At 55.3% G+C, this 21,307-nt stretch carries 18 protein-coding genes; 15 read left to right on the forward strand and 3 right to left on the reverse strand.

The genetic code is table 11. The annotated features are described in order from the left end of the window. Window positions 1-73 precede the first annotated feature (73 nt). The 9 genes from bolA to EAE_RS13010 all read left to right on the forward strand — a co-directional run bounded on the left by bolA (window position 74) and on the right by EAE_RS13010 (window position 10,513). Window positions 74-391, forward strand: coding sequence for a transcriptional regulator BolA (gene bolA / locus EAE_RS12970; RefSeq protein ID WP_015367954.1), 318 nt, complete (start codon window positions 74-76; stop codon window positions 389-391). A gap of 345 nt (window positions 392-736) precedes the next feature. Further along, window positions 737-2,035 carry a trigger factor gene (gene tig, locus EAE_RS12975; RefSeq protein ID WP_015367952.1) on the forward strand — a complete coding sequence of 433 codons (1,299 nt, stop codon included), beginning with the start codon at window positions 737-739 and terminating at the stop codon, window positions 2,033-2,035. 312 nt (window positions 2,036-2,347) lie between these two features. Next, window positions 2,348-2,971, forward strand: a complete 624-nt coding sequence (clpP, locus tag EAE_RS12980; RefSeq protein ID WP_003021624.1) for an ATP-dependent Clp endopeptidase proteolytic subunit ClpP — start codon at window positions 2,348-2,350, stop codon at window positions 2,969-2,971. Between the two features lie 134 nt (window positions 2,972-3,105). Further along, complete coding sequence (gene clpX / locus EAE_RS12985) at window positions 3,106-4,380, forward strand: ATP-dependent protease ATP-binding subunit ClpX (RefSeq protein WP_015704591.1); 1,275 nt, start codon at window positions 3,106-3,108, stop codon at window positions 4,378-4,380. A gap of 183 nt (window positions 4,381-4,563) precedes the next feature. After that, complete coding sequence (gene lon / locus EAE_RS12990; RefSeq protein WP_015367948.1) at window positions 4,564-6,918, forward strand: endopeptidase La; 2,355 nt, start codon at window positions 4,564-4,566, stop codon at window positions 6,916-6,918. 206 nt (window positions 6,919-7,124) lie between these two features. Beyond that, window positions 7,125-7,397, forward strand: coding sequence for a nucleoid-associated protein HU-beta (gene hupB / locus EAE_RS12995; protein ID WP_002444653.1), 273 nt, complete (start codon window positions 7,125-7,127; stop codon window positions 7,395-7,397). Window positions 7,398-7,611: 214 nt separating this feature from the next. Beyond that, entirely contained in the window at window positions 7,612-9,486 is a 1,875-nt protein-coding gene (gene ppiD, locus EAE_RS13000; RefSeq protein ID WP_015704592.1) for a peptidylprolyl isomerase, read from the forward strand. A 148-nt stretch (window positions 9,487-9,634) separates the two neighbouring features. Beyond that, a complete protein-coding gene (locus EAE_RS13005) occupies window positions 9,635-10,000 on the forward strand; it encodes a helix-hairpin-helix domain-containing protein (RefSeq protein WP_032707545.1) in 366 nt (121 codons plus the stop codon). A gap of 111 nt (window positions 10,001-10,111) precedes the next feature. Beyond that, window positions 10,112-10,513: a YbgC/FadM family acyl-CoA thioesterase gene (locus EAE_RS13010; protein ID WP_015704595.1), complete on the forward strand. Its 402-nt coding sequence runs from the start codon at window positions 10,112-10,114 to the stop codon at window positions 10,511-10,513. A 186-nt stretch (window positions 10,514-10,699) separates the two neighbouring features. On the opposite strand, the gene queC is transcribed toward EAE_RS13010, so the two are convergent. Both queC and EAE_RS13020 read right to left on the reverse strand, forming a co-directional pair. Then, entirely contained in the window at window positions 10,700-11,410 is a 711-nt protein-coding gene (gene queC / locus EAE_RS13015) for a 7-cyano-7-deazaguanine synthase QueC (RefSeq protein WP_015704596.1), read from the reverse strand. Window positions 11,411-11,476: 66 nt separating this feature from the next. Then, a complete protein-coding gene (locus tag EAE_RS13020; protein ID WP_015704597.1) occupies window positions 11,477-13,177 on the reverse strand; it encodes an SgrR family transcriptional regulator in 1,701 nt (566 codons plus the stop codon). Window positions 13,178-13,284: 107 nt separating this feature from the next. On the opposite strand from EAE_RS13020, the gene cof reads away from it, so the two are divergent. Next, a complete protein-coding gene (gene cof, locus EAE_RS13025; RefSeq protein ID WP_015367942.1) occupies window positions 13,285-14,103 on the forward strand; it encodes an HMP-PP phosphatase in 819 nt (272 codons plus the stop codon). Window positions 14,104-14,147: 44 nt separating this feature from the next. On the opposite strand, the gene EAE_RS13030 is transcribed toward cof, so the two are convergent. Beyond that, window positions 14,148-15,200, reverse strand: a complete 1,053-nt coding sequence (locus tag EAE_RS13030; protein WP_015704598.1) for a PLP-dependent cysteine synthase family protein — start codon at window positions 15,198-15,200, stop codon at window positions 14,148-14,150. A 115-nt stretch (window positions 15,201-15,315) separates the two neighbouring features. On the opposite strand from EAE_RS13030, the gene EAE_RS13035 reads away from it, so the two are divergent. The 5 genes from EAE_RS13035 to amtB all read left to right on the forward strand — a co-directional run bounded on the left by EAE_RS13035 (window position 15,316) and on the right by amtB (window position 21,260). Beyond that, the gene (locus tag EAE_RS13035; RefSeq protein WP_015367940.1) at window positions 15,316-15,774 is read left to right on the forward strand and encodes an Lrp/AsnC family transcriptional regulator; all 459 of its coding nucleotides are present in this window, start codon (window positions 15,316-15,318) and stop codon (window positions 15,772-15,774) included. A gap of 43 nt (window positions 15,775-15,817) precedes the next feature. After that, window positions 15,818-17,587 carry a SmdA family multidrug ABC transporter permease/ATP-binding protein gene (locus EAE_RS13040; RefSeq protein ID WP_015367939.1) on the forward strand — a complete coding sequence of 590 codons (1,770 nt, stop codon included), beginning with the start codon at window positions 15,818-15,820 and terminating at the stop codon, window positions 17,585-17,587. After that, window positions 17,580-19,358, forward strand: a complete 1,779-nt coding sequence (locus tag EAE_RS13045; protein WP_015704599.1) for a SmdB family multidrug efflux ABC transporter permease/ATP-binding protein — start codon at window positions 17,580-17,582, stop codon at window positions 19,356-19,358. Before EAE_RS13040 ends, EAE_RS13045 begins: the two co-directional genes overlap by 8 nt. Window positions 19,359-19,599: 241 nt before the next feature. Beyond that, entirely contained in the window at window positions 19,600-19,938 is a 339-nt protein-coding gene (gene glnK, locus EAE_RS13050) for a P-II family nitrogen regulator (RefSeq protein WP_015367937.1), read from the forward strand. A gap of 32 nt (window positions 19,939-19,970) precedes the next feature. Then, the gene (gene amtB, locus EAE_RS13055; protein WP_020079462.1) at window positions 19,971-21,260 is read left to right on the forward strand and encodes an ammonium transporter AmtB; all 1,290 of its coding nucleotides are present in this window, start codon (window positions 19,971-19,973) and stop codon (window positions 21,258-21,260) included. Window positions 21,261-21,307 lie beyond the last annotated feature (47 nt).

The raw sequence follows: 21,307 nt of genomic DNA on the forward strand, positions 1-21,307 counted from the left end.
CAATGGAAGCGGTAAAAGCGGCTAACATTTAAAGGGAAAGGCGGCATCTCAGCGTTGTCGGAGGAGAAAATTCATGATGATACGTGAGCAGATCGAAGCAAAACTTAGAGCAGCGTTCGACCCGATGTATCTGGAAGTCGTGGATGAAAGCTATCGGCACAACGTCCCTGCGGGCTCTGAAAGTCATTTTAAAGTGGTGTTGGTGAGCGACCGCTTCACCGGCGAACGTTTCCTTAATCGTCATCGTATGATTTACGGTACGTTGACCGAGGAGCTGTCAAGCACCGTGCACGCGCTGGCGCTGCATACTTACACGATTAAAGAGTGGGAAGGGCTACAGGATACCGTCTTTGCCTCTCCGCCATGCCGCGGAGCGGGTAGCATCGCGTAAAAATCACATTTGCAACCGCTGGCGCTTTTCCAGTATGTTGCGTGAAGATTTAGCAAAAACGGCCTGCGGGCCGTTTTCTTTTGCCTGGAAAATGCGCAAAGTTCGCGCTTTTGCAGACAAATTTGAGCGGGAAATGTGAAAAACGCCGCAGCAGTGGGTGACAACCGTTCTCGACTCACAAAAGTGATGCCGCTATAATGCCGCGTCTTATATATGAATGTCTTCGGGATGATTCTGACGACAGGGAATGTGTTTCTGATTTGAAGAGGGCATCCCGGTTCTGCGAAGCCACCTACACGCGCTTCCAGAGTTGACCGAGCACTGTGATTTTTTTGAGGTAACAAGATGCAAGTTTCAGTTGAAACCACTCAGGGCCTTGGGCGCCGTGTAACGATTACTATCGCCGCTGACAGCATCGAGAATGCTGTCAAAAGCGAGCTGGTCAACGTAGCGAAAAAAGTTCGCATTGACGGCTTCCGTAAAGGCAAAGTGCCGATGAATGTTGTTGCTCAGCGTTATGGCGCTTCCGTTCGCCAGGACGTGCTGGGCGACCTGATGAGCCGTCATTTCGTTGACGCGATCATCAAAGAGAAAATTAATCCGGCCGGCGCGCCGAACTACGTTCCGGGCGAATACAAGCTGGGCGAAGACTTCACCTACGCGGTAGAGTTCGAAGTGTATCCGGAAGTTGAGCTGAAAGGTCTGGACGCAATCGAAGTTGAAAAACCGGTTGTTGAAGTCACCGACGCTGACGTTGACGGCATGCTGGACACCCTGCGTAAGCAGCAGGCGAACTGGAAAGAAAAAGAAGGCGCTGTTGACGCTGAAGATCGCGTTACCATCGACTTCACCGGTTCTGTAGACGGCGAAGAGTTCGAAGGCGGTAAAGCGTCTGACTTCGTACTGGCGATGGGTCAGGGTCGTATGATCCCGGGCTTCGAAGACGGTATCAAAGGCCACAAAGCTGGCGAAGAGTTCACCATCGACGTGACCTTCCCGGAAGAGTACCACGCTGAAAACCTGAAAGGTAAAGCCGCTAAGTTCGTTATCAACCTGAAAAAAGTTGAAGAACGCGAGCTGCCGGAACTGACTGCTGAATTCATCAAGCGTTTCGGCGTTGAAGATGGTTCCGTTGAAGGTCTGCGTGCGGAAGTGCGTAAAAACATGGAACGCGAGCTGAAAGGCGCCGTGCGTAACCGCGTTAAATCTCAGGCTATCGAAGGCCTGGTGAAAGCGAACGACATCGACGTTCCGGCTGCTCTGATCGACAGTGAAATCGACGTACTGCGTCGTCAGGCTGCTCAGCGTTTCGGCGGTAACGAGAAGCAGGCTCTGGAACTGCCTCGCGAACTGTTCGAAGAGCAGGCTAAACGTCGCGTAGTTGTTGGCCTGCTGCTGGGCGAAGTGATTCGCACCAACGAGCTGAAAGCTGACGAAGAGCGCGTGAAAGGCCTGATCGAAGAGATGGCTTCCGCGTACGAAGATCCGTCAGAAGTGGTTGAGTTCTACAGCAAGAACAAAGAACTGATGGACAACATGCGCAACGTGGCGCTGGAAGAGCAGGCTGTTGAAGCCGTGCTGGCGAAAGCTAAAGTGTCTGAAAAAGCCACTTCCTTCAACGAACTGATGAACCAGCAGGCGTAATTTAGCCCGGCTGTTTAAAGTTCGCGCAAAAGCCCGTTGCCGAAAGGCGGCGGGTTTTTTTTATTGCAATGATAGGCTTAGGATGAGTGCTAAAACACATTTTCAGTGATAGCGTTACTCCAAAAGGTTGTTATGCTTGAATTATGGCTGCGCCATCCCCATAACCGGGTGACGTATCTGCATCCGCAGCGTCAGGAATAATGACCAGGTCAACGTATCAGTGCCCTGCGGATAGAAACTCTGGCTGATAATCCGTCCATAAGGTTACAATCAGTGCAGCAGGTTTTTTCAAAATTAATCCAGGAGACGGAAATGTCATACAGTGGCGAACGAGATAACTTTGCACCCCATATGGCCCTGGTGCCGATGGTCATTGAACAGACCTCACGCGGTGAACGTTCTTTTGATATCTATTCCCGTCTGCTCAAGGAACGCGTTATTTTCCTGACCGGCCAGGTGGAAGACCACATGGCTAATCTGATCGTGGCGCAGATGCTGTTTCTGGAAGCGGAAAATCCAGAAAAAGATATTTACCTGTACATTAACTCTCCGGGCGGCGTGATCACCGCCGGGATGTCAATTTACGACACCATGCAGTTCATCAAGCCGGATGTCAGCACTATCTGTATGGGGCAGGCGGCTTCAATGGGCGCCTTCCTGCTGACCGCCGGGGCGAAAGGCAAGCGTTTCTGTCTGCCGAACTCCCGCGTGATGATTCACCAGCCGCTGGGCGGCTATCAGGGTCAGGCGACGGATATTGAAATCCACGCCCGTGAAATTCTGAAAGTGAAAGGGCGTATGAATGAACTGATGGCGCATCATACGGGTCAATCCCTTGAGCAGATCGAGCGCGATACCGAGCGTGACCGCTTCCTGTCGGCGTCGGAAGCGGTGGAATACGGCCTGGTCGATTCCATCTTGACCCATCGTAATTGATGCCCGTGGCGTAAGGGTGCCGCTATACTTGTTTTAACAACTGGGCGGCACAACGCGTGATCGCGACTTGCGCCTGAGAATGGCATTTGCGTCGTCATCTGCGGCACAAAGAACTTAAGAAGAGGTTTGGACTCATGACAGATAAACGCAAAGATGGTTCGGGCAAACTGTTGTACTGCTCTTTTTGCGGCAAAAGCCAGCATGAAGTGCGTAAGCTGATCGCCGGGCCATCCGTGTATATCTGCGACGAATGCGTTGATTTATGTAACGACATCATTCGCGAAGAGATTAAAGAAGTCGCTCCGCACCGCGAGCGCAGCGCGCTGCCGACGCCGCACGAAATTCGCCACCATCTGGACGATTATGTTATCGGTCAGGAACAGGCGAAAAAAGTGCTGGCAGTGGCGGTATACAATCACTACAAACGTCTGCGCAACGGCGACACCAGCAATGGCGTGGAACTGGGTAAAAGCAACATTCTGCTGATCGGGCCGACCGGTTCCGGTAAAACGCTGTTGGCTGAAACGCTGGCGCGTCTGTTGGATGTTCCGTTTACCATGGCCGATGCCACCACCCTGACCGAAGCGGGTTACGTGGGCGAAGACGTGGAAAACATCATCCAGAAGCTGCTGCAGAAATGCGATTACGATGTGCAGAAAGCGCAGCGCGGCATCGTGTACATCGATGAGATCGACAAAATTTCCCGTAAATCAGATAACCCGTCGATTACCCGCGACGTGTCCGGCGAAGGCGTTCAGCAGGCGCTGTTGAAGCTTATCGAAGGTACCGTAGCCGCTGTTCCGCCACAGGGCGGGCGTAAACATCCGCAACAGGAGTTCTTGCAGGTTGATACCTCCAAGATTCTGTTTATCTGCGGCGGCGCGTTCGCAGGCCTGGACAAAGTGATTTCCCACCGTGTTGAAACCGGCTCCGGCATTGGTTTTGGCGCGACGGTTAAAGCGAAATCCGACAAAGCCAGCGAAGGCGAACTGCTGGCGCAGGTCGAGCCGGAAGATCTGATCAAGTTTGGTCTGATCCCGGAATTTATCGGCCGTCTGCCGGTTGTCGCGACGCTGAATGAACTGAGTGAAGAAGCGCTGATTCAGATCCTGAAAGAGCCGAAAAACGCCCTGACTAAGCAGTATCAGGCGCTGTTTGGCCTCGAAGGCGCTGAGCTGGAATTCCGTGATGAAGCGCTGGATGCGATCGCCAAGAAAGCGATGGCGCGTAAAACCGGCGCCCGTGGTCTGCGCTCGATCGTTGAAGCCGCGCTGCTCGACACCATGTACGATCTGCCGTCCATGGAAGATGTCGAAAAAGTGGTGATTGACGAGTCGGTGATCGAAGGTCAGAGCAAGCCGCTGCTGATCTACGGCAAGCCGGAAGCGCAGCAGGCATCTGGCGAATAATTCGCCAATCGACACAAGCAGTTAAGCAAAAAGGGGGGATTTTATCCCCCCTTTTATTTTTCCTGTGTTCCCGCCGTTGAATGTATGGAATACATCCCCATATACTGGATTACATATTAACGGCGACGCGTTAATGAAGGTGTCGTCGGCTACCTGGCGGACTTTAAACTAAGAGAGAGCTCTATGAATCCTGAGCGTTCTGAACGCATTGAAATCCCCGTATTGCCGTTGCGCGATGTGGTGGTTTATCCGCACATGGTCATACCCCTGTTTGTAGGGCGGGAAAAATCTATCCGTTGTCTGGAAGCGGCCATGGACCATGATAAAAAAATCATGCTGGTCGCGCAGAAAGAAGCGTCGACGGATGAGCCGGGTGTAAACGATCTTTTCACCGTCGGGACCGTGGCGTCAATTTTGCAAATGCTGAAGCTGCCGGACGGCACTGTGAAAGTGCTGGTGGAAGGCTTACAGCGTGCGCGTATTACTGCGCTGTCTGATAACGGCGAGCACTTCTCCGCCAAAGCAGAGTACCTTGCTTCTCCGGTCATTGAAGAGCGGGAGCAGGAAGTGCTGGTGCGTACGGCTATCAGCCAGTTTGAAGGCTACATCAAGCTGAACAAAAAAATCCCACCGGAAGTGCTGACGTCGCTGAATAGCATCGACGATCCCGCGCGTCTGGCGGATACCATCGCTGCGCATATGCCGCTTAAGCTGGCGGACAAACAGTCCGTGCTGGAGATGTCCGACGTGAACGAGCGTCTGGAATATCTGATGGCGATGATGGAATCTGAAATCGATCTGCTGCAGGTTGAGAAACGCATTCGCAACCGCGTGAAAAAGCAGATGGAAAAATCTCAGCGTGAGTACTATCTGAATGAGCAAATGAAAGCCATCCAGAAAGAGCTCGGCGAGATGGATGACGCCCCGGACGAAAACGAAGCGCTGAAGCGTAAGATCGACGCGGCGAAGATGCCGAAAGAGGCGAAAGAAAAAACCGAAGCGGAACTGCAAAAGCTGAAGATGATGTCCCCGATGTCGGCGGAAGCCACCGTCGTGCGCGGCTACATCGACTGGATGGTGCAGGTGCCGTGGAATGCCCGCAGCAAGGTCAAAAAAGATCTGCGTCAGGCGCAAGAGATCCTCGATACCGATCATTATGGTCTGGAGCGAGTCAAGGACCGCATCCTTGAGTATCTTGCGGTGCAGAGTCGCGTTAACAAGCTGAAAGGGCCGATCCTGTGCCTGGTAGGGCCGCCGGGGGTGGGTAAAACCTCGCTGGGTCAATCTATTGCCAAAGCCACCGGGCGTAAGTACGTGCGCATGGCGTTGGGCGGCGTGCGTGATGAAGCGGAAATCCGTGGTCACCGCCGTACCTATATTGGCTCGATGCCGGGGAAACTGATCCAGAAAATGGCGAAAGTGGGGGTGAAAAACCCGCTGTTCCTGCTGGATGAGATCGACAAAATGTCCTCCGACATGCGCGGCGACCCGGCTTCAGCATTGCTGGAGGTATTGGATCCGGAACAGAACGTGGCCTTTAACGACCACTATCTGGAAGTGGACTACGATCTCAGCGACGTGATGTTCGTGGCGACCTCCAACTCCATGAATATTCCGGCTCCGCTTCTGGACCGTATGGAAGTGATTCGTCTCTCCGGTTATACCGAAGATGAAAAACTGAACATTGCTAAGCGCCACCTGCTGCCGAAGCAGATCGAACGCAACGCGCTGAAAAAGGGCGAGCTGACGGTCGACGATAGCGCCATTATCGGCATTATTCGTTACTACACCCGTGAAGCAGGCGTACGTAGCCTGGAGCGTGAAATCTCCAAGCTGTGCCGTAAAGCCGTTAAACAGCTGCTTCTGGATAAGTCGCTGAAACACATCGAGATTAACGGTGAAAACCTGCACGATTATCTTGGCGTGCAGCGCTTTGACTACGGCCGCGCGGATAGCGAAAACCGCGTAGGTCAGGTGACCGGTCTGGCGTGGACGGAAGTGGGCGGCGATCTGCTGACCATCGAAACCGCCTGCGTTCCGGGCAAAGGCAAGTTAACCTACACCGGTTCACTTGGCGAAGTCATGCAGGAGTCGATTCAGGCAGCGCTGACCGTGGTACGCGCGCGTGCTGAGAAGCTTGGTATCAATCCGGACTTCTACGAAAAACGCGATATTCACGTGCACGTACCGGAAGGGGCAACGCCAAAAGATGGTCCGAGCGCCGGTACGGCGATGTGCACCGCGTTGGTTTCCTGCCTGACCGGTAACCCGGTACGCGCCGATGTGGCGATGACAGGGGAAATCACCCTGCGCGGCCAGGTGCTGCCAATCGGCGGTCTGAAGGAAAAACTGCTGGCGGCGCATCGTGGGGGGATTAAGACTGTTCTGATTCCTTACGAAAACAAGCGTGACCTTGAAGAAATTCCGGAAAACGTTATCGCCGATTTGGATATTCATCCGGTACAGCGAATCGAGGAAGTTCTGACACTTGCCCTGCAAAATGAACCGTTTGGCATGCAGGTTGTAAGCGCAAAATAGTGATATCGCGCAAATAGCGTTAAGAAAAGTGGGGCTGGTAAGTAAATTCGTACTTGCCAGCCTTTTTTTGTGTAGCTAACTTAGATCGCTGGCAGGGGTCATCGACAACTCTGTTGTAAGGGCATGACAGTCCTGATATAACTGCTGCGCGGTCGCGCCATGAAGGATTCTGGTGCGATATAAATTATAAAGAGAGGAAGAGAACAGTGAATAAATCTCAACTGATTGACAAAATTGCTGCGGGTGCGGACATTTCTAAAGCTGCAGCTGGACGTGCGTTAGATGCTTTGATCGCTTCTGTTACTGAATCTCTGCAAGCTGGGGATGATGTTGCGCTGGTAGGGTTCGGTACTTTTGCTGTTAAAGAGCGTGCTGCCCGTACTGGTCGCAACCCACAAACAGGTAAAGAAATTACCATTGCTGCCGCTAAAGTACCGGGCTTCCGTGCAGGTAAAGCGCTGAAAGACGCGGTAAACTAATCGGCACTCCCGTCAGGGAATGTGACGAAGTACAAGGGCGCATCGCGAGATGTGCCTTTTTTATTTGTCCAGAACGCGACTTTATGTGTGTTTATGCGCACTTGTGGGCTGACAATTGCCCCGTTTTCTTGTCAAAATACGTCCTCACGCGCGGCAGCCATCACGTGCTATGCTGCGCGAGCTAAAGTCATCTACAGCGGAGCGTTGTTACACCATGATGGACAACCTACGCACGGCCGCCAACAGCGTCGTGCTCAAGATTATTTTCGGTATCATTATCGTCTCGTTCATTTTGACCGGGGTGAGTGGTTACCTGATTGGCGGCGGCAACAACTATGCCGCAAAAGTGAATGGTCAGGAGATTGGCCGCGCGCAGTTTGAAAATGCCGTTGCCAGCGAGCGTAACCGCATGCAGCAGCAGCTAGGCGATCAGTTCTCCGAGCTGGCGGCCAACGAAAACTACATGAAGACCATGCGTCAGCAGGTGCTGAACCGTCTGATCGATGAATCGCTGCTGGATCAGTATGCCCGTGAACTGGGCCTGAGCATCAGCGACGACCAGGTGAAACAGGCCATCTTCCAGACCCAGGCCTTCCAGTCGAACGGCAAGTTTGATAACGAGCGCTTCAGCGGCATCGTGAATCAAATGGGCATGACCACCGATCAATACGCGCAAGCGCTGCGTAACCAACTGACGACGCAACAGCTGATCAATGCGGTAGCCGGTACCGATTTCATGCTGCCGGGCGAGTCCGACCAACTGGCGGCGCTGGTATCCCAACAGCGCGTGGTTCGTGAAGCGACTATCGACGTTAACGCGCTGGCGGCGAAACAGACCGTTAGTGATGAAGAGATTAACGCCTTCTGGCAGCAGAACCAGGCCCGTTTTATGGCGCCAGAGCAGTTCCGCGTGAGCTACATCAAGATGGATGCCGCCAGCATGCAGGAAAACGCCTCTGACGAAGAAATCCAGTCATGGTATGACCAGCATAAAGATCAGTTCACTCAGCCGCAGCGTAATCGCTACAGCGTGATTCAGACTAAAACTGAAGCTGATGCGAAAGCGGTGCTCGCCGAACTGCAAAAAGGCGCCGATTTCGCCACGCTGGCAAAAGAGAAATCTACCGACATCATCTCTGCGCGTAACGGCGGCGATATGGGCTGGATGGAAGAGGCCTCTACCGTGCCTGAGCTCAAAGATGCCGGCCTGAAAGACAAAGGTCAGCTTTCCGGAGTGATCAAATCTTCCGTAGGCTTCCTGGTGGCGCGCCTTGACGATGTTCAGCCGGCGCAGGTAAAACCGCTGGCCGATGTGCGTAACGACATCGCGGCTAAAGTGAAACAGGAAAAAGCGCTGGACGCGTACTACGCGCTACAGCAGAAGGTTAGCGATGCAGCCAGCAATGATAACGAATCCCTGGCGGGCGCGGCGCAGGTTGCCGGCCTGAAAGTGGTTGAGACCGGCTGGTTCGGCCGTGACAACCTGCCGGAGGAGCTGAACTTCAAGCCGGTTGCCGATGCTATCTTTAATGGCGGTCTGGTGGGTGAAAACGGCGCGCCGGGTAGTAACTCCGATATCATTACCGTTGACGGCGATCGCGCCTTTGTTCTGCGCATTAGCGAGCACAAAGCGGAAAGCGTTAAGCCGCTGGCGGAAGTGAAAGCGCAGGTGACTGATATCGTGAAGCGCAATAAAGCGGAACAGCAGGCGAAACTGGATGCTGACAAACTGTTAGCCGCCCTGAAAGCGGGCAAAGGTGATGAAGCGATGAAAGCCGCAGGGCTGAGCTTCGGTGCAGCGCAGACGCTGTCCCGTACCGGCCAGGATCCACTGAGTCAGGCTGCATTCTCTTTGCCGCTGCCGCAGAAAGATAAAGCCAGCTACGGCGTAGGCAGCGATGCTAAAGGCAACGTAGTATTGCTGGCGCTGGATGAAGTAAAAGCGGGCGCTATGCCAGAAGAGCAGAAGAAAGCGATGGTGCAGGGTATTACCCAGAATAATGCGCAAATCGCATTCGAAGCGTTGATGAGCAATCTGCGTAAAGAAGCCAAAATCAAGCTCGGCGATATCATCGACCAGCAGCAATAATTTCGCGCCGCCTCGCAAAACAAGGTAACGCGATGCAATACTTAAAGGCCGCTTTCGCGGCCTTTTCCATTTCCGCAATCTGCCTTTTGTACTCCTTTTTTGTAGCCGCTATCGTGACCTTGCTGTCTACAAACAAGGAGATAACAGCATGAACAGAGGAATGAAAATGGTTATTGTCGCCGTGTTGCTGGCTTGTGCGGCGGGTTCTCAGGGGGCGCTGGCGGCATCGGCGAGCGGCAAGGCGGCATCGGCAAAAGAAACTATTCAGGCGCCGCAGACGAAAATGCCGGAGGAGGTCAAAACGGCGGATACCCACGGCACGCAGGTTAGCATCAATAATGCCAGCGCGGAGGAGTTAGCACAGGCTATGAACGGCGTTGGGCTCAAGAAAGCGCAGGCAATCGTCAGCTACCGCGAAGAATATGGGCCGTTTAAGACTCTCGACGATCTTAAACAGGTCCCTGGGATGGGCAGTTCACTGGTAGAGAGAAATCTGTCACATCTGACGCTGTAATTTTCGCCTGTTGGTTTGCACAGTGGCAAATCTTTGCCATGCTAAAGAGGTTACATCATCTGGTGTGACCTCTTACCTGATTAACAACAATAATAGTAAGGCATGTGCGCTATGCAGACTCAAATTAAAGTTCGCGGTTATCACCTGGATGTTTACCAGCACGTTAACAATGCTCGTTATCTGGAGTTTCTCGAAGAGGCGCGCTGGGATGGGCTGGAGAGTAGTCCGGCGTTTCACTGGATGACCAGCCATAACATCGCTTTTGTGGTGGTCAATATCAATATTAATTATCGTCGCCCGGCGGTACTTGGCGACGTGCTCACCGTGACCAGTAAGCTTGAGCAGTTGAACGGCAAAAGCGGCACCCTTAGTCAGGTTGTGACCCTTAACCCTAACGGTGAAGTGGTGGCCGATGCGCTGATTACCTTTGTCTGCATTGATTTGAAAACGCAGAAGGCGCAGCCGCTGGAAGGGGAGTTGTGCGAAAAGCTCGACCAGATGAATTTACGCTAATAACAGTCGGACCGCGGAGAGTTGCGAACCCGTAGCCCGGTAAGCGAAGCGCCACCGGACTGAACTTAAGCTTCGTGCCAGTCGTTTCCCGGAGGCGGCGCCTGACGCGCCTTTTCCGGGCTACCGGCTGGTGGGACGCTGTGAATCCGTAGCCCCGGTAAGCGAAGCGCCACCGGGGAGGTCAACTTAAGCTTCGTGCCCCTGGCCCAGCCCGGTTTTTTGCTTCATTTGCGCCATCACGCCGGCCTTATCGCCCAGATACTGATTCAAGCCGTTGGCGCGCAGGTTGCAGGCCGCACACTGGCCGCAGCCGTCGCCCTTGATGCCGTTATAGCAGGTGAGCGTTTCGCGGCGAACCAGATCCAACTGGCCCCAATAATCGGCCAGCGCCCAGGTCTCGGCTTTGTTGAGCCACATCAGCGGCGTTTCAAAGCGAATGTCTTTCGCCATACCAAGGCTAACCGCGTGGTGCAGCGCTTTAACAAATTCGTCGCGGCAGTCCGGGTAACCGGAGAAGTCGGTCTCGCAAACGCCGGTAATAATCGCTTCGGCCTTAACCTGATAGGCGTAGATCGCCGTCAGGGTTAAAAACAGAATATTGCGACCTGGAACGAAGGTATTCGGAATACCATCGGCATCCGGCTCGTAATCCGGTACCGGAATGCTATCGCGGGTCAGGCTGCTCACCGCCAGTTCGTTAAGCAGCGTAACGTCCAGCACTTTGTGCGCCACCGCGCCCAGTTTTAGCGCCAGCTCGCGAGCCACGTCAATCTCGGCGCGGTGGCGTTGGCCATAATCAAAAGTGACGCAATGCACTTCATCATACTGTTCCAGTGCCTGCACCAGGCAGGTTGTTGAGTCTTGTCCTCCGCTGAAGACAACTACGGCGCGTTTCATAGCAATTCCTGACTAAATAAGTGAAAGCGTTATGGTACCGTCAGACGCTCGCGGCGACCAGCTCTCTCACGCCGATGATGCCGGTAGCCAGGCGCTGGCAAAGTCGAACCACCCTCTGGCATTAAGGCGCAGGCCATTAACCCCCGGCGGCGCGCTGATGCGGTAATTGTATTTGAATAACGGCGTCATGATGGCGTCATCCATCAGCGTATTGAAGACGTTGCGCAGGGCATCGTTGCGGCTACGCGCTTCGGGCTGCGCCTGCACGGCATCTAACGTTGCCTGGAGGTGCGCATATTGCGCCCCGGTCAGCAAATGGGGCCATAGCGTATCGCAGCGCAGCCACTGCTCAAGGGTATATTCCGGCGCTTCGCCAATCAGTCGGTCGCCCATCATCATATCGGCCTGCGCCAGATACCGGCAGCCGTCCCAATTTTTGGCGTCGTGAAAAATGAGCGTCAGTTCGCAGCCGAGAGTGGCGAGGCGCAGTTTCAGTTGCTCAGCCATTGTGTGTAATTCGACCGGCAAATGATAGAGCAGGGTGAGTTGGGGCGGCAACGGCACCTCATGGTTTTCCGGGCCCTGGGGAATGGACCAGCCCGGTAGCACTTCATGGCTCGGCGTAATCAGATCTTCATCCAGCGGTAGCGTTTCCAGCAACGACGAGCGGTGGATAATCGAAATCAGCCGCTGGGCCTGCGCTTTACTGAGACGTGGACTCTGACGCAGGGTCAAATAGCAGAAGCCGAGGCTGATGCTATTGCTCACCTGGCGCAAATTATTGAGCTCTTCGGGATCGCCGATGGTGATCTGTACTGGATGGCGACAGCTGGTGCCGAGATCGCTTTCGAATAGCTGCGGCGTGATCCAATATTCTACCGCCTGGATCAGCGGATGCTGTAAATGGTAGCGGGGATGGTTCTCCAGCCGGACCAGATCCGGGCCAAAAAGCTTTATTCGGAACGGACCGCTACCGAGCGCCGGATCATCAGGATGCGCCAGCACGCTGCAATAGCTGGCTAAACGGAACGGTAGCCAGTAGTCCGGGCGATGCAGCGTAATCGTCAAACATTGGGCGTGGGTGACATCGATACGGCTGATGCTGGCAAAGAGGGTGCGGAGAGCCGGGAGTTCCAGGAGCAACAGTAGTCTTTGCTGCAGCTGTGAGGTTTTCACGGTATCGCCGTTATGCCAACACAGGGTAGAGCGGATATAAAAGTGCCAGCGCAGCCCATCGGGTGATACCTGCCAGTGGTGTGCCAGATCGCCCACCGGCGTATTGTCGCTATCGTCGAAACGCGTCAGGCCGGAATAGATCTGCCCGGCCAAATGTTGTTCCGCACGACCGGGCAGAAAGCCGGGGCGCAGCGGTTCCAGTGGACGGTAGTAAGGTATACGCAGCGTCGGGGTATTGTTTTGCCACTGGCCGCCGAGGAAGGGGTGCAACAACGCTTTCAGCTCAACCGGCGCCAGCTGCGCCAGCTCCAGCGCGTTTTGTTGCTGACCCTTATTCAGCGCCTGTTCCATCATCTCGTTACGCAAACTTTCCGGGGTTTTGTAAAAACAGAGCATTCCGCGCTTGCCGCGCCCGGAGCTGGCCTGCCAGCTTAACCAGCCGGCCTCCTGAGCCTGGCGCAACAGCGTACGGATATGACGCTCGCTACAAAAGCAGCGTTCAGCCAGCTCGCCAACGGTCACCTGCTGCGGAGCGCCGGACGACGGCTGCCAAAGGCGCTGGTACTGATTTAAACGATTTAATAATCTCATTTGCCGAAAACCCGGAACAATAAAAAATATCTATTCACTATTACTTCCGTATATCTCAGGCGATACTGCAACACAAGCGAAACCCATCACACATCGGGGAAAATACCATGGCAAAACTGGCGGCATTTGATATGGACGGCACCCTGCTGATGCCGGACCATCGTCTCGGAGAACAGACTCTGACGGCGCTGAGACGGCTGCGTGAACGCGATATCGCCCTGACCTTTGCCACCGGTCGCCATGCTCTGGAAATGCACCATGTGATCGGCGAGTTTTCCCTTGATGCTTTTCTGATTACCGGTAACGGCACGCGCATCCATTCACTGGAAGGTGAAGAGCTGTATCGCCAGGATCTGAATCCGGAAGTGGCGGAAGAGGTGCTGCACAGCGTGTGGGATACTCAGGCGAGTATGCACGTTTTCAATGATGGCGGCTGGTTTACCGGCCAGGCAAGGCCGGAACTGCTCCGGGCTCACGCCTTCAGCGGCTTTCATTATCAACTGCGCGATCCGAAACGGATGCCGGCGCATCACGTCACCAAGATCTGTTTCTGCGGCGATCATGACGATCTGCGCCGCCTGCGGATCCAGCTAAATGACGTGCTAGGCGATCGCGCGTTTCTTTGTTTCTCGGCGATGGATTGTCTGGAGGTACTGCCGGTCGGCTGTAATAAAGGAGCCGCGCTGGCGGTGCTGAGCCAGCACTTAGGTTTCACTTTGCAGGACTGTATGGCATTTGGTGATGCAATGAACGATCGCGAGATGCTTGGTAGCGTAGGGCGAGGCTTCATTATGGGCAACGCGATGCCGCAGCTCAAAGCTGAACTGCCGCATCTACCGATCATCGGAGACTGCCGTCATCAGGCTGTTTCCCATTTCTTAACACATTGGCTGGATAATCCTGATCTTCCTTATTCCCCCGAATAGAGAGACCCTACCAGCAAGCCGGATAGCGTTCTATCCGGCTTTTTTTATTGTGCGCCGCTTAGTTGCATAATCTGCTCCTGCCACGGGGTAATATCGCCGATATTTGCCGCGACCCACTGCGGGTTGTAATAGCTTTCGAGATAACGTTCGCCGCTGTCGCACAACAGGGTGACGATGGAACCCTGGCGTCCTTCATCGCGCATGCGCGTGGCCAGTTGCAGCACGCCCCACATATTGGTACCGGTGGAGGCGCCGACTTTTCTTCCAAGCTGCGTTTCCAGCCACAGGGCGGTAGCGATGCTGGCGGCATCCGGAACGCGCAGCATCTCATCGACGACGTCAGGAATAAACGATGGCTCGACGCGCGGACGGCCAATCCCTTCGATCTTGCTGCCGACCGGGCTGCGCAGGCTGGCGTCGCGGCTTTGCCAGTAATCGAGGAACACCGAATTCTGCGGGTCGACGACCATCAGTTGCGTCTCGTAACCCTGGCAGCGAATATAGCGGCCGATGGTTGCAGAAGTACCGCCGGTACCCGCGCTCATGACGATCCACGACGGCTGTGGATACGGCTCGTGGGTCATCTGGCGGAAAATGCTGTCGGCGATATTGTTATTGCCGCGCCAGTCGGTGGCGCGCTCGGCGAAGGTGAACTGATCCATATAGTGGCCATTCAACTCGCGCGCCAGCATTTCGGAAGCAGCATAGATTTCGCAGGCGTTGTCGACGAAATGACAGCGTCCGCCATAAAATTCAATCTGTTCGATTTTACGTTTCGCCGTGCAGGAGGGCATCACGGCAATAAACGGCAGGCCCAGCAGGCGAGCAAAATAGGCTTCTGAGACCGCCGTCGAACCCGAAGACGATTCGATAATCGTGGTGCCTTCTTTGATCCATCCGTTGCACAGGCCATAGAGAAACAGCGAGCGCGCCAGTCGGTGCTTAAGGCTACCGGTTGGATGCGTACTCTCATCTTTCAGATAAATAGGGATCCCCGGAAAACCAGGCAACGCCAGGCGGATCAGGTGCGTATCGGCGGAACGCTGATAGTCGGCGTTAATTTCACTAATGGCATGTTTTACCCAGGCGCTGTTCATCTCGGATTCCTGTTTGTCATTTTGTGCCCAGCTTAGCGGATTGTGCGGGAAAAATTGTTGCTATTTGGCCTTTCAATTACAATTACGGGAGTAAATTATTCTCTCTGGTGGCCTTATGTTAGATAAAATTGACCGTAAGCTGCTCTCATTGCTGCAAACTGACTGCACCCTCTCTTTGCAGGCGCTGGCGGATGCCGTTAATCTGACCACCACGCCCTGCTGGAAACGGCTCAAGCGTCTTGAGGACGAAGGCATCCTGCGCGAGCGCGTGGCCATCCTGGATGCGGAAAAGCTGGGGCTCGGATTAACCGCCTTTGTGTTGATAAAAACCCAGCACCACAGCAGTGACTGGTACTGCCGTTTTGTCAGCGAAGTGTCGCAAATGGCGGAAGTGCTGGGTTTCTGGCGTATGGCCGGCGAGTACGACTACCTGCTACGGGTACAGGTCGCGGATATGAAGCGCTATGACGACTTTTATAAACGTCTGGTGAACAGCGTGCCGGGGCTGTCGGATGTCACTTCGAGTTTTGCCATGGAACAGATAAAATACACCACGGCCTTGCCTATTGATTAACGGCTTTTTGCCGCCACGAATTATACATTCAGGATTTTACCGTTTGCGATTATTTGCTCAACTTAGCTGGTACTTTCGCCGGGAGTGGCGCCGCTATCTCGGCGCCGTCGCTCTGCTTGCCGTTATTGCCGTACTCCAGCTAATCCCGCCGAAAGTAGTGGGGATTGTGGTCGATGGCGTGACTAAAGAACATTACACCGTAGAGCAGGTGTGGATGTGGATCGGCGCGCTGGTGGTTATCGCGGTGATGATTTATCTGCTGCGCTATGTCTGGCGCGTGCTGCTCTTCGGCGCCTCTTATCAACTGGCCGTTGAACTGCGTGAAGACTTCTACCGTCAGCTCAGCCGCCAGCATCCGGCCTTCTATCTGCGTCACCGTACCGGCGATCTTATTGCCCGCGCGACCAACGATGTTGACCGCGTCGTCTTCGCCGCCGGCGAGGGTGTCCTGACGCTGGTGGATTCATTGGTGATGGGTTGTGCGGTACTGATTGTGATGTCGACGCAAATCAGCTGGCAGTTAACGCTGCTGGCGCTGGTGCCGATGCCGTTTATGGCGCTGGCGATCAAGCGTAATGGCGATGCCCTGCATGAGCGTTTCCGCGTGGCGCAGGCGGCTTTTTCCAGCCTCAACGATCGCACACAGGAAAGCCTGACCAGCATACGGATGATTAAAGCGTTCGGCCTTGAGGATCGCCAGTCGGCGCAGTTTGCCGACGATGCGGCGGATACCGGGGCGAAGAACATGCGGGTTGCGCGTATCGATGCCCGCTTCGACCCGACAATCTATATTGCCATTGGCGCGGCCAACCTGCTGGCAATCGGCGGCGGCAGCTGGCTGGTGTTGCAGGGCGAGCTGACCCTTGGTCAGTTAACCAGTTTTGTCATGTATCTCGGCCTGATGATTTGGCCAATGCTGGCGCTGGCGTGGATGTTTAACATCGTTGAGCGCGGTAGCGCCGCCTATGGACGTATTCGTTCGATGCTGGAAGAAGCGCCGGTGGTCAACGATGGTAGCGAAACGGTGCCGGAGGGGCGCGGGGCACTTAACGTGGCGGTGCGCGAATTTATCTATCCGCAGGCGACGAAACCGTCGCTGGAGAAGGTTAACTTCACCCTGCAGCCGGGGCAAATGCTCGGTATCTGCGGCCCGACGGGAGCCGGGAAAAGCACCATACTTTCCCTTATTCAGCGCCATTTTGATGTTACCGAGGGGGATATCCGTTTCCATGATATTCCGCTGTCTCGCCTGCAGCTTGATAGCTGGCGCGGGCGGCTGGCGGTGGTCAATCAAACCCCATTCCTGTTCTCCGATACCGTGGCCAATAACATTGCGTTGGGTAAACCGGACGCGACCCGGGAACAAATCGAACATGTCGCGCGGCTGGCCAGCGTTCATGATGATATTCTGCGCTTGCCGCAGGGCTATGAAACGGAAGTCGGCGAGCGCGGCGTCATGCTCTCAGGCGGTCAGAAACAACGTATTTCTATTGCCCGAGCGCTGCTGCTGGAGGCGGAAATCCTGATCCTTGATGACGCGCTGTCGGCGGTTGATGGGCGGACGGAGCATGATATTTTGCATAACCTGCGGCAGTGGGGGGAAGGGCGGACGGTGATTATCAGCGCCCACCGCCTTTCAGCATTAACCGAAGCCAGTGAAATTTTGGTTCTGCAACACGGCCATATTGCTCAGCGCGGACGCCATGAGCAGCTTGCCGCCCAGTCGGGATGGTATCGCGATATGTACCGCTATCAGCAACTGGAAGCGGCGCTCGATGATGCGCCGCAGGATGAGGAGGCGACAGATGCGTAATTTCGCCGATCTCTGGCCGACCCTGAAACGTCTGCTGGCCTACGGTTCGCCGTGGCGTAAGCCGCTCATCATTGCCGTTATCATGATGTGGATAGCAGCGGCGGCGGAAGTCAGCGGCCCGCTGCTGATAAGCTATTTCATTGATAACATGGTGGCGAAACAGTCGCTACCGGTGAAGCTGGTCTGCGGCCTGGCGGCGGCCTATATCTTCCTGCAGATCCTTGCCGCTACGCTGCACTATAACCAGGCGCTGCTGTTTAACCGGGCGGCGGTCGGCGTGGTGCAGCAGTTGCGCAGCGATGTGATGGACGCCGCGCTGCGTCAGCCGTTAAGCGAGTTTGATACGCAACCGGTCGGCCAGTTGATATCACGCGTTACCAACGATACCGAAGTGATCCGTGACCTGTACGTGACAGTCGTGGCGACGGTGCTGCGTAGCGCGGCGCTGATTGGTGCGATGCTGGTGGCGATGTTTAGTCTCGACTGGCGAATGGCGCTGGTGGCGGTGGCTATCTTCCCGGCGGTGCTGATCGTGATGGCTATCTATCAGCGTTACAGCACGCCGATCGTGCGTCGCATGCGCGCCTGGCTTGCCGATATCAATGATGGCTTCAACGAAGTGATCAACGGCATGGGCGTTATTCAGCAATTCCGCCAGCAGGCGCGATTCGGCGAGCGAATGCGTGAAGCCAGTTACGGACACTATCTGGCGCGCATGCAGACGCTGCGTCTGGATGGTTTCCTGCTGCGACCGCTGTTAAGCCTGTTTTCATCGCTGATCCTCTGCGGCCTGCTGATGCTGTTTGGTTTTAGCGCTTCCGGAAGTATCGAAGTCGGCGTGTTATATGCCTTTATTAGCTATCTCGGGCGGCTTAATGAACCGCTGATCGAACTTACCACCCAGCAGTCGATGCTGCAGCAAGCGGTGGTGGCGGGCGAGCGCGTGTTTGAGCTAATGGATCGCCCACGCCAGAGCTGGGGTAACGATAACGCGCCGTTACGCAGCGGCGCGGTGGCGATTGATAACGTCTCTTTCGCCTATCGCGACGATCGGCTGGTGCTGCAGGATATCAATCTGGATATTCCTTCGCGCGGTTTTGTGGCGCTGGTTGGCCATACCGGTAGCGGCAAGAGCACGCTGGCCAGCCTGATGATGGGCTACTATCCGTTGACTAAAGGCGAAATTCGTCTTGATGGCCGCCCGCTGTCGTCGTTAAGCCACAGCGCTTTACGTCGGGGCGTCGCGATGGTGCAACAGGATCCGGTGGTATTAGCCGATACCTTCTATGCCAACGTGACGCTGGGCCGCGATATCAGCGAGCAGCAGGTCTGGGAAGCGCTGGAGGCGGTGCAGCTCGCTGACCTTGCCCATGAAATGAGCGACGGGATTTATACCCAACTGGGTGAGCAGGGCAACAACCTGTCGGTGGGGCAGAAACAGCTGTTGGCGCTGGCCCGTGTGCTGGTCGAGACGCCGCAGGTGCTGATCCTCGATGAAGCGACAGCTAACATCGATTCCGGTACCGAGCAGGCTATCCAGCAGGCGCTGGCGAAAGTGCGCGAGCACACCACGCTGGTAGTTATCGCCCACCGTCTGTCGACCATCGTCGAAGCGGATACGATCCTGGTGCTGCACCGTGGCCAAGCCGTCGAGCGCGGGAACCATCAGCAATTGCTGGCGGCGAAGGGCCGTTACTGGCAGATGTACCAGCTACAGCTGGCTGGCGAAGAGCTAGCCGCCAGCGTTGAGGAGGAGTCGCTGAGCGCCTGATGCACCATCAGCAGGCATTGGTGCAGGGGTGACGTGAAGTGGTGCAACTTGCTCACTAAGGGCGCACCGTATTGGTGCATTTTTGCGCATTAGCGGTCATTTGCCGTCTCGCCAGTAACATCCTCGCGTTTTTTTCTCCATAAACGGGCCGATTCACGGCCCGTTTTCATTTTTGGCATATCCCTTGCTTTATCTCCTGTGTTAGCTGCGGCCACTATCAAATACTGACTGGAGGGGATTTATGAAGCTGGTTACCGTGGTAATCAAACCATTCAAACTGGAAGACGTTCGCGAAGCGTTGTCCTCCATCGGCATTCAGGGCCTGACGGTCACGGAAGTGAAAGGCTTCGGCCGCCAGAAAGGCCATGCCGAGCTCTATCGCGGCGCCGAATACAGCGTCAATTTCCTGCCAAAAGTAAAAATTGATATTGCGATTGCCGACGATCAGCTGGATGAGGTTGTCGAGGTGATAGGCAAGGCCGCCTGGACCGGAAAAATTGGCGACGGCAAAATTTTTGTCGCCGAACTGCAGCGCGTGATTCGTATTCGTACCGGCGAATCCGACGAAGCGGCACTGTAATTGCCTGACCACACAGCGATGGGGATGAAGAGATGATGAGAACGACGATGAAAACGGCTCTGGGAGCGCTGGCGCTGCTTCCGGGACTGGCGCTGGCGGCCGAACCGGCGGTGGCGGATAAAGCCGACAACGCCTTTATGATGATTTGCACCGCGCTGGTGCTGTTTATGACAATCCCCGGCATTGCGTTGTTCTACGGCGGCCTGATTCGCGGTAAAAACGTGCTCTCAATGCTGACTCAGGTCATTGTGACTTTTGGCCTGGTTTGCGTGCTGTGGGTTATCTATGGCTATACGCTTGCCTTCGGTAGCGGCGGTAGCTTCTTCGGCAGCTTCGACTGGGTGATGCTGAAGAATATTGAACTGAAAGCGTTGATGGGCTCGTTCTATCAATATATCCACGTCGCTTTCCAGGGCTCTTTCGCCTGTATCACCGTGGGCCTGATCGTCGGTGCGCTGGCGGAACGTATTCGTTTCTCCGCGGTACTGATTTTTGTGGTGGTTTGGCTCACGCTCTCCTACGTGCCGATTGCGCATATGGTGTGGGGCGGCGGCCTGCTGGCGACCCATGGTGCGCTGGACTTCGCCGGCGGTACCGTCGTACACATTAACGCTGCGGTAGCGGGGCTGGTGGGCGCCTATATGATGGGCAAACGTGTGGGCTTTGGCAAAGAAGCGTTTAAACCGCATAACCTGCCGATGGTCTTCACCGGTACGGCGATTCTGTATGTCGGCTGGTTCGGCTTTAATGCTGGTTCCGCAAGCGCGGCCAACGAAATTGCCGCCCTGGCCTTCGTAAATACCGTCGTGGCGACCGCTGGCGCGATTCTGGCCTGGACCTTCGGCGAATGGGCCACCCGCGGCAAACCGTCGCTGCTGGGCGCCTGCTCCGGCGCGATTGCCGGTCTGGTCGGCATTACTCCGGCGTGCGGTTATGTTGGCGTTGGCGGTTCGCTGATTATCGGTATCATCGCCGGCCTGGCCGGGCTGTGGGGCGTCACGGTGCTGAAGCGCTGGCTGCGCGTCGATGACCCATGCGATGTGTTTGGCGTTCACGGCGTGTGCGGCATCATCGGTTGTATCCTGACTGGCATCTTCGCTTCCACTACCCTTGGCGGCGTCGGCTATGCGGAAGGCGTCACGATGGGGCATCAGTTGCTGGTACAGCTGGAAAGTATCGGCATTACCGTGGTCTGGTCCGCCGTCGTCGCCTGGATCGGCTTCAAAGTGGCGGCGATGACCGTCGGCCTGCGCGTGCCGGAAGAGCAGGAGCGCGAAGGGCTGGACGTCAACAGCCACGGCGAAAACGCCTACAACGCCTGATATATTGTGCAATCTCCATAAGCGTCAAAGCCTCCCGCATGGGAGGC

It is taken from the genome of Klebsiella aerogenes KCTC 2190 (assembly GCF_000215745.1).
In the GTDB taxonomy this organism is placed as follows: domain Bacteria; phylum Pseudomonadota; class Gammaproteobacteria; order Enterobacterales; family Enterobacteriaceae; genus Klebsiella; species Klebsiella aerogenes.

Bases quoted from the DNA above. Each gene is read 5' to 3' on its own strand.
- tig (WP_015367952.1), top strand. From the start codon at position 737: ATGCAAGTTTCAGTTGAAACCACTCAGGGCCTTGGGCGCCGTGTAACG.
- EAE_RS13010 (WP_015704595.1), top strand. From the start codon at position 10,112: ATGCAGACTCAAATTAAAGTTCGCGGTTATCACCTGGATGTTTACCAG.
- EAE_RS13020 (WP_015704597.1), bottom strand. From the start codon at position 13,177: ATGAGATTATTAAATCGTTTAAATCAGTACCAGCGCCTTTGGCAGCCG.
- amtB (WP_020079462.1), top strand. From the start codon at position 19,971: ATGATGAGAACGACGATGAAAACGGCTCTGGGAGCGCTGGCGCTGCTT.
- ppiD (WP_015704592.1), top strand. From the start codon at position 7,612: ATGATGGACAACCTACGCACGGCCGCCAACAGCGTCGTGCTCAAGATT.
- lon (WP_015367948.1), top strand. From the start codon at position 4,564: ATGAATCCTGAGCGTTCTGAACGCATTGAAATCCCCGTATTGCCGTTG.
- EAE_RS13035 (WP_015367940.1), top strand. From the start codon at position 15,316: ATGTTAGATAAAATTGACCGTAAGCTGCTCTCATTGCTGCAAACTGAC.
- EAE_RS13045 (WP_015704599.1), top strand. From the start codon at position 17,580: ATGCGTAATTTCGCCGATCTCTGGCCGACCCTGAAACGTCTGCTGGCC.
- cof (WP_015367942.1), top strand. From the start codon at position 13,285: ATGGCAAAACTGGCGGCATTTGATATGGACGGCACCCTGCTGATGCCG.
- clpX (WP_015704591.1), top strand. From the start codon at position 3,106: ATGACAGATAAACGCAAAGATGGTTCGGGCAAACTGTTGTACTGCTCT.
- clpP (WP_003021624.1), top strand. From the start codon at position 2,348: ATGTCATACAGTGGCGAACGAGATAACTTTGCACCCCATATGGCCCTG.
- queC (WP_015704596.1), bottom strand. From the start codon at position 11,410: ATGAAACGCGCCGTAGTTGTCTTCAGCGGAGGACAAGACTCAACAACC.
- glnK (WP_015367937.1), top strand. From the start codon at position 19,600: ATGAAGCTGGTTACCGTGGTAATCAAACCATTCAAACTGGAAGACGTT.
- EAE_RS13030 (WP_015704598.1), bottom strand. From the start codon at position 15,200: ATGAACAGCGCCTGGGTAAAACATGCCATTAGTGAAATTAACGCCGAC.
- EAE_RS13005 (WP_032707545.1), top strand. From the start codon at position 9,635: ATGAACAGAGGAATGAAAATGGTTATTGTCGCCGTGTTGCTGGCTTGT.
- bolA (WP_015367954.1), top strand. From the start codon at position 74: ATGATGATACGTGAGCAGATCGAAGCAAAACTTAGAGCAGCGTTCGAC.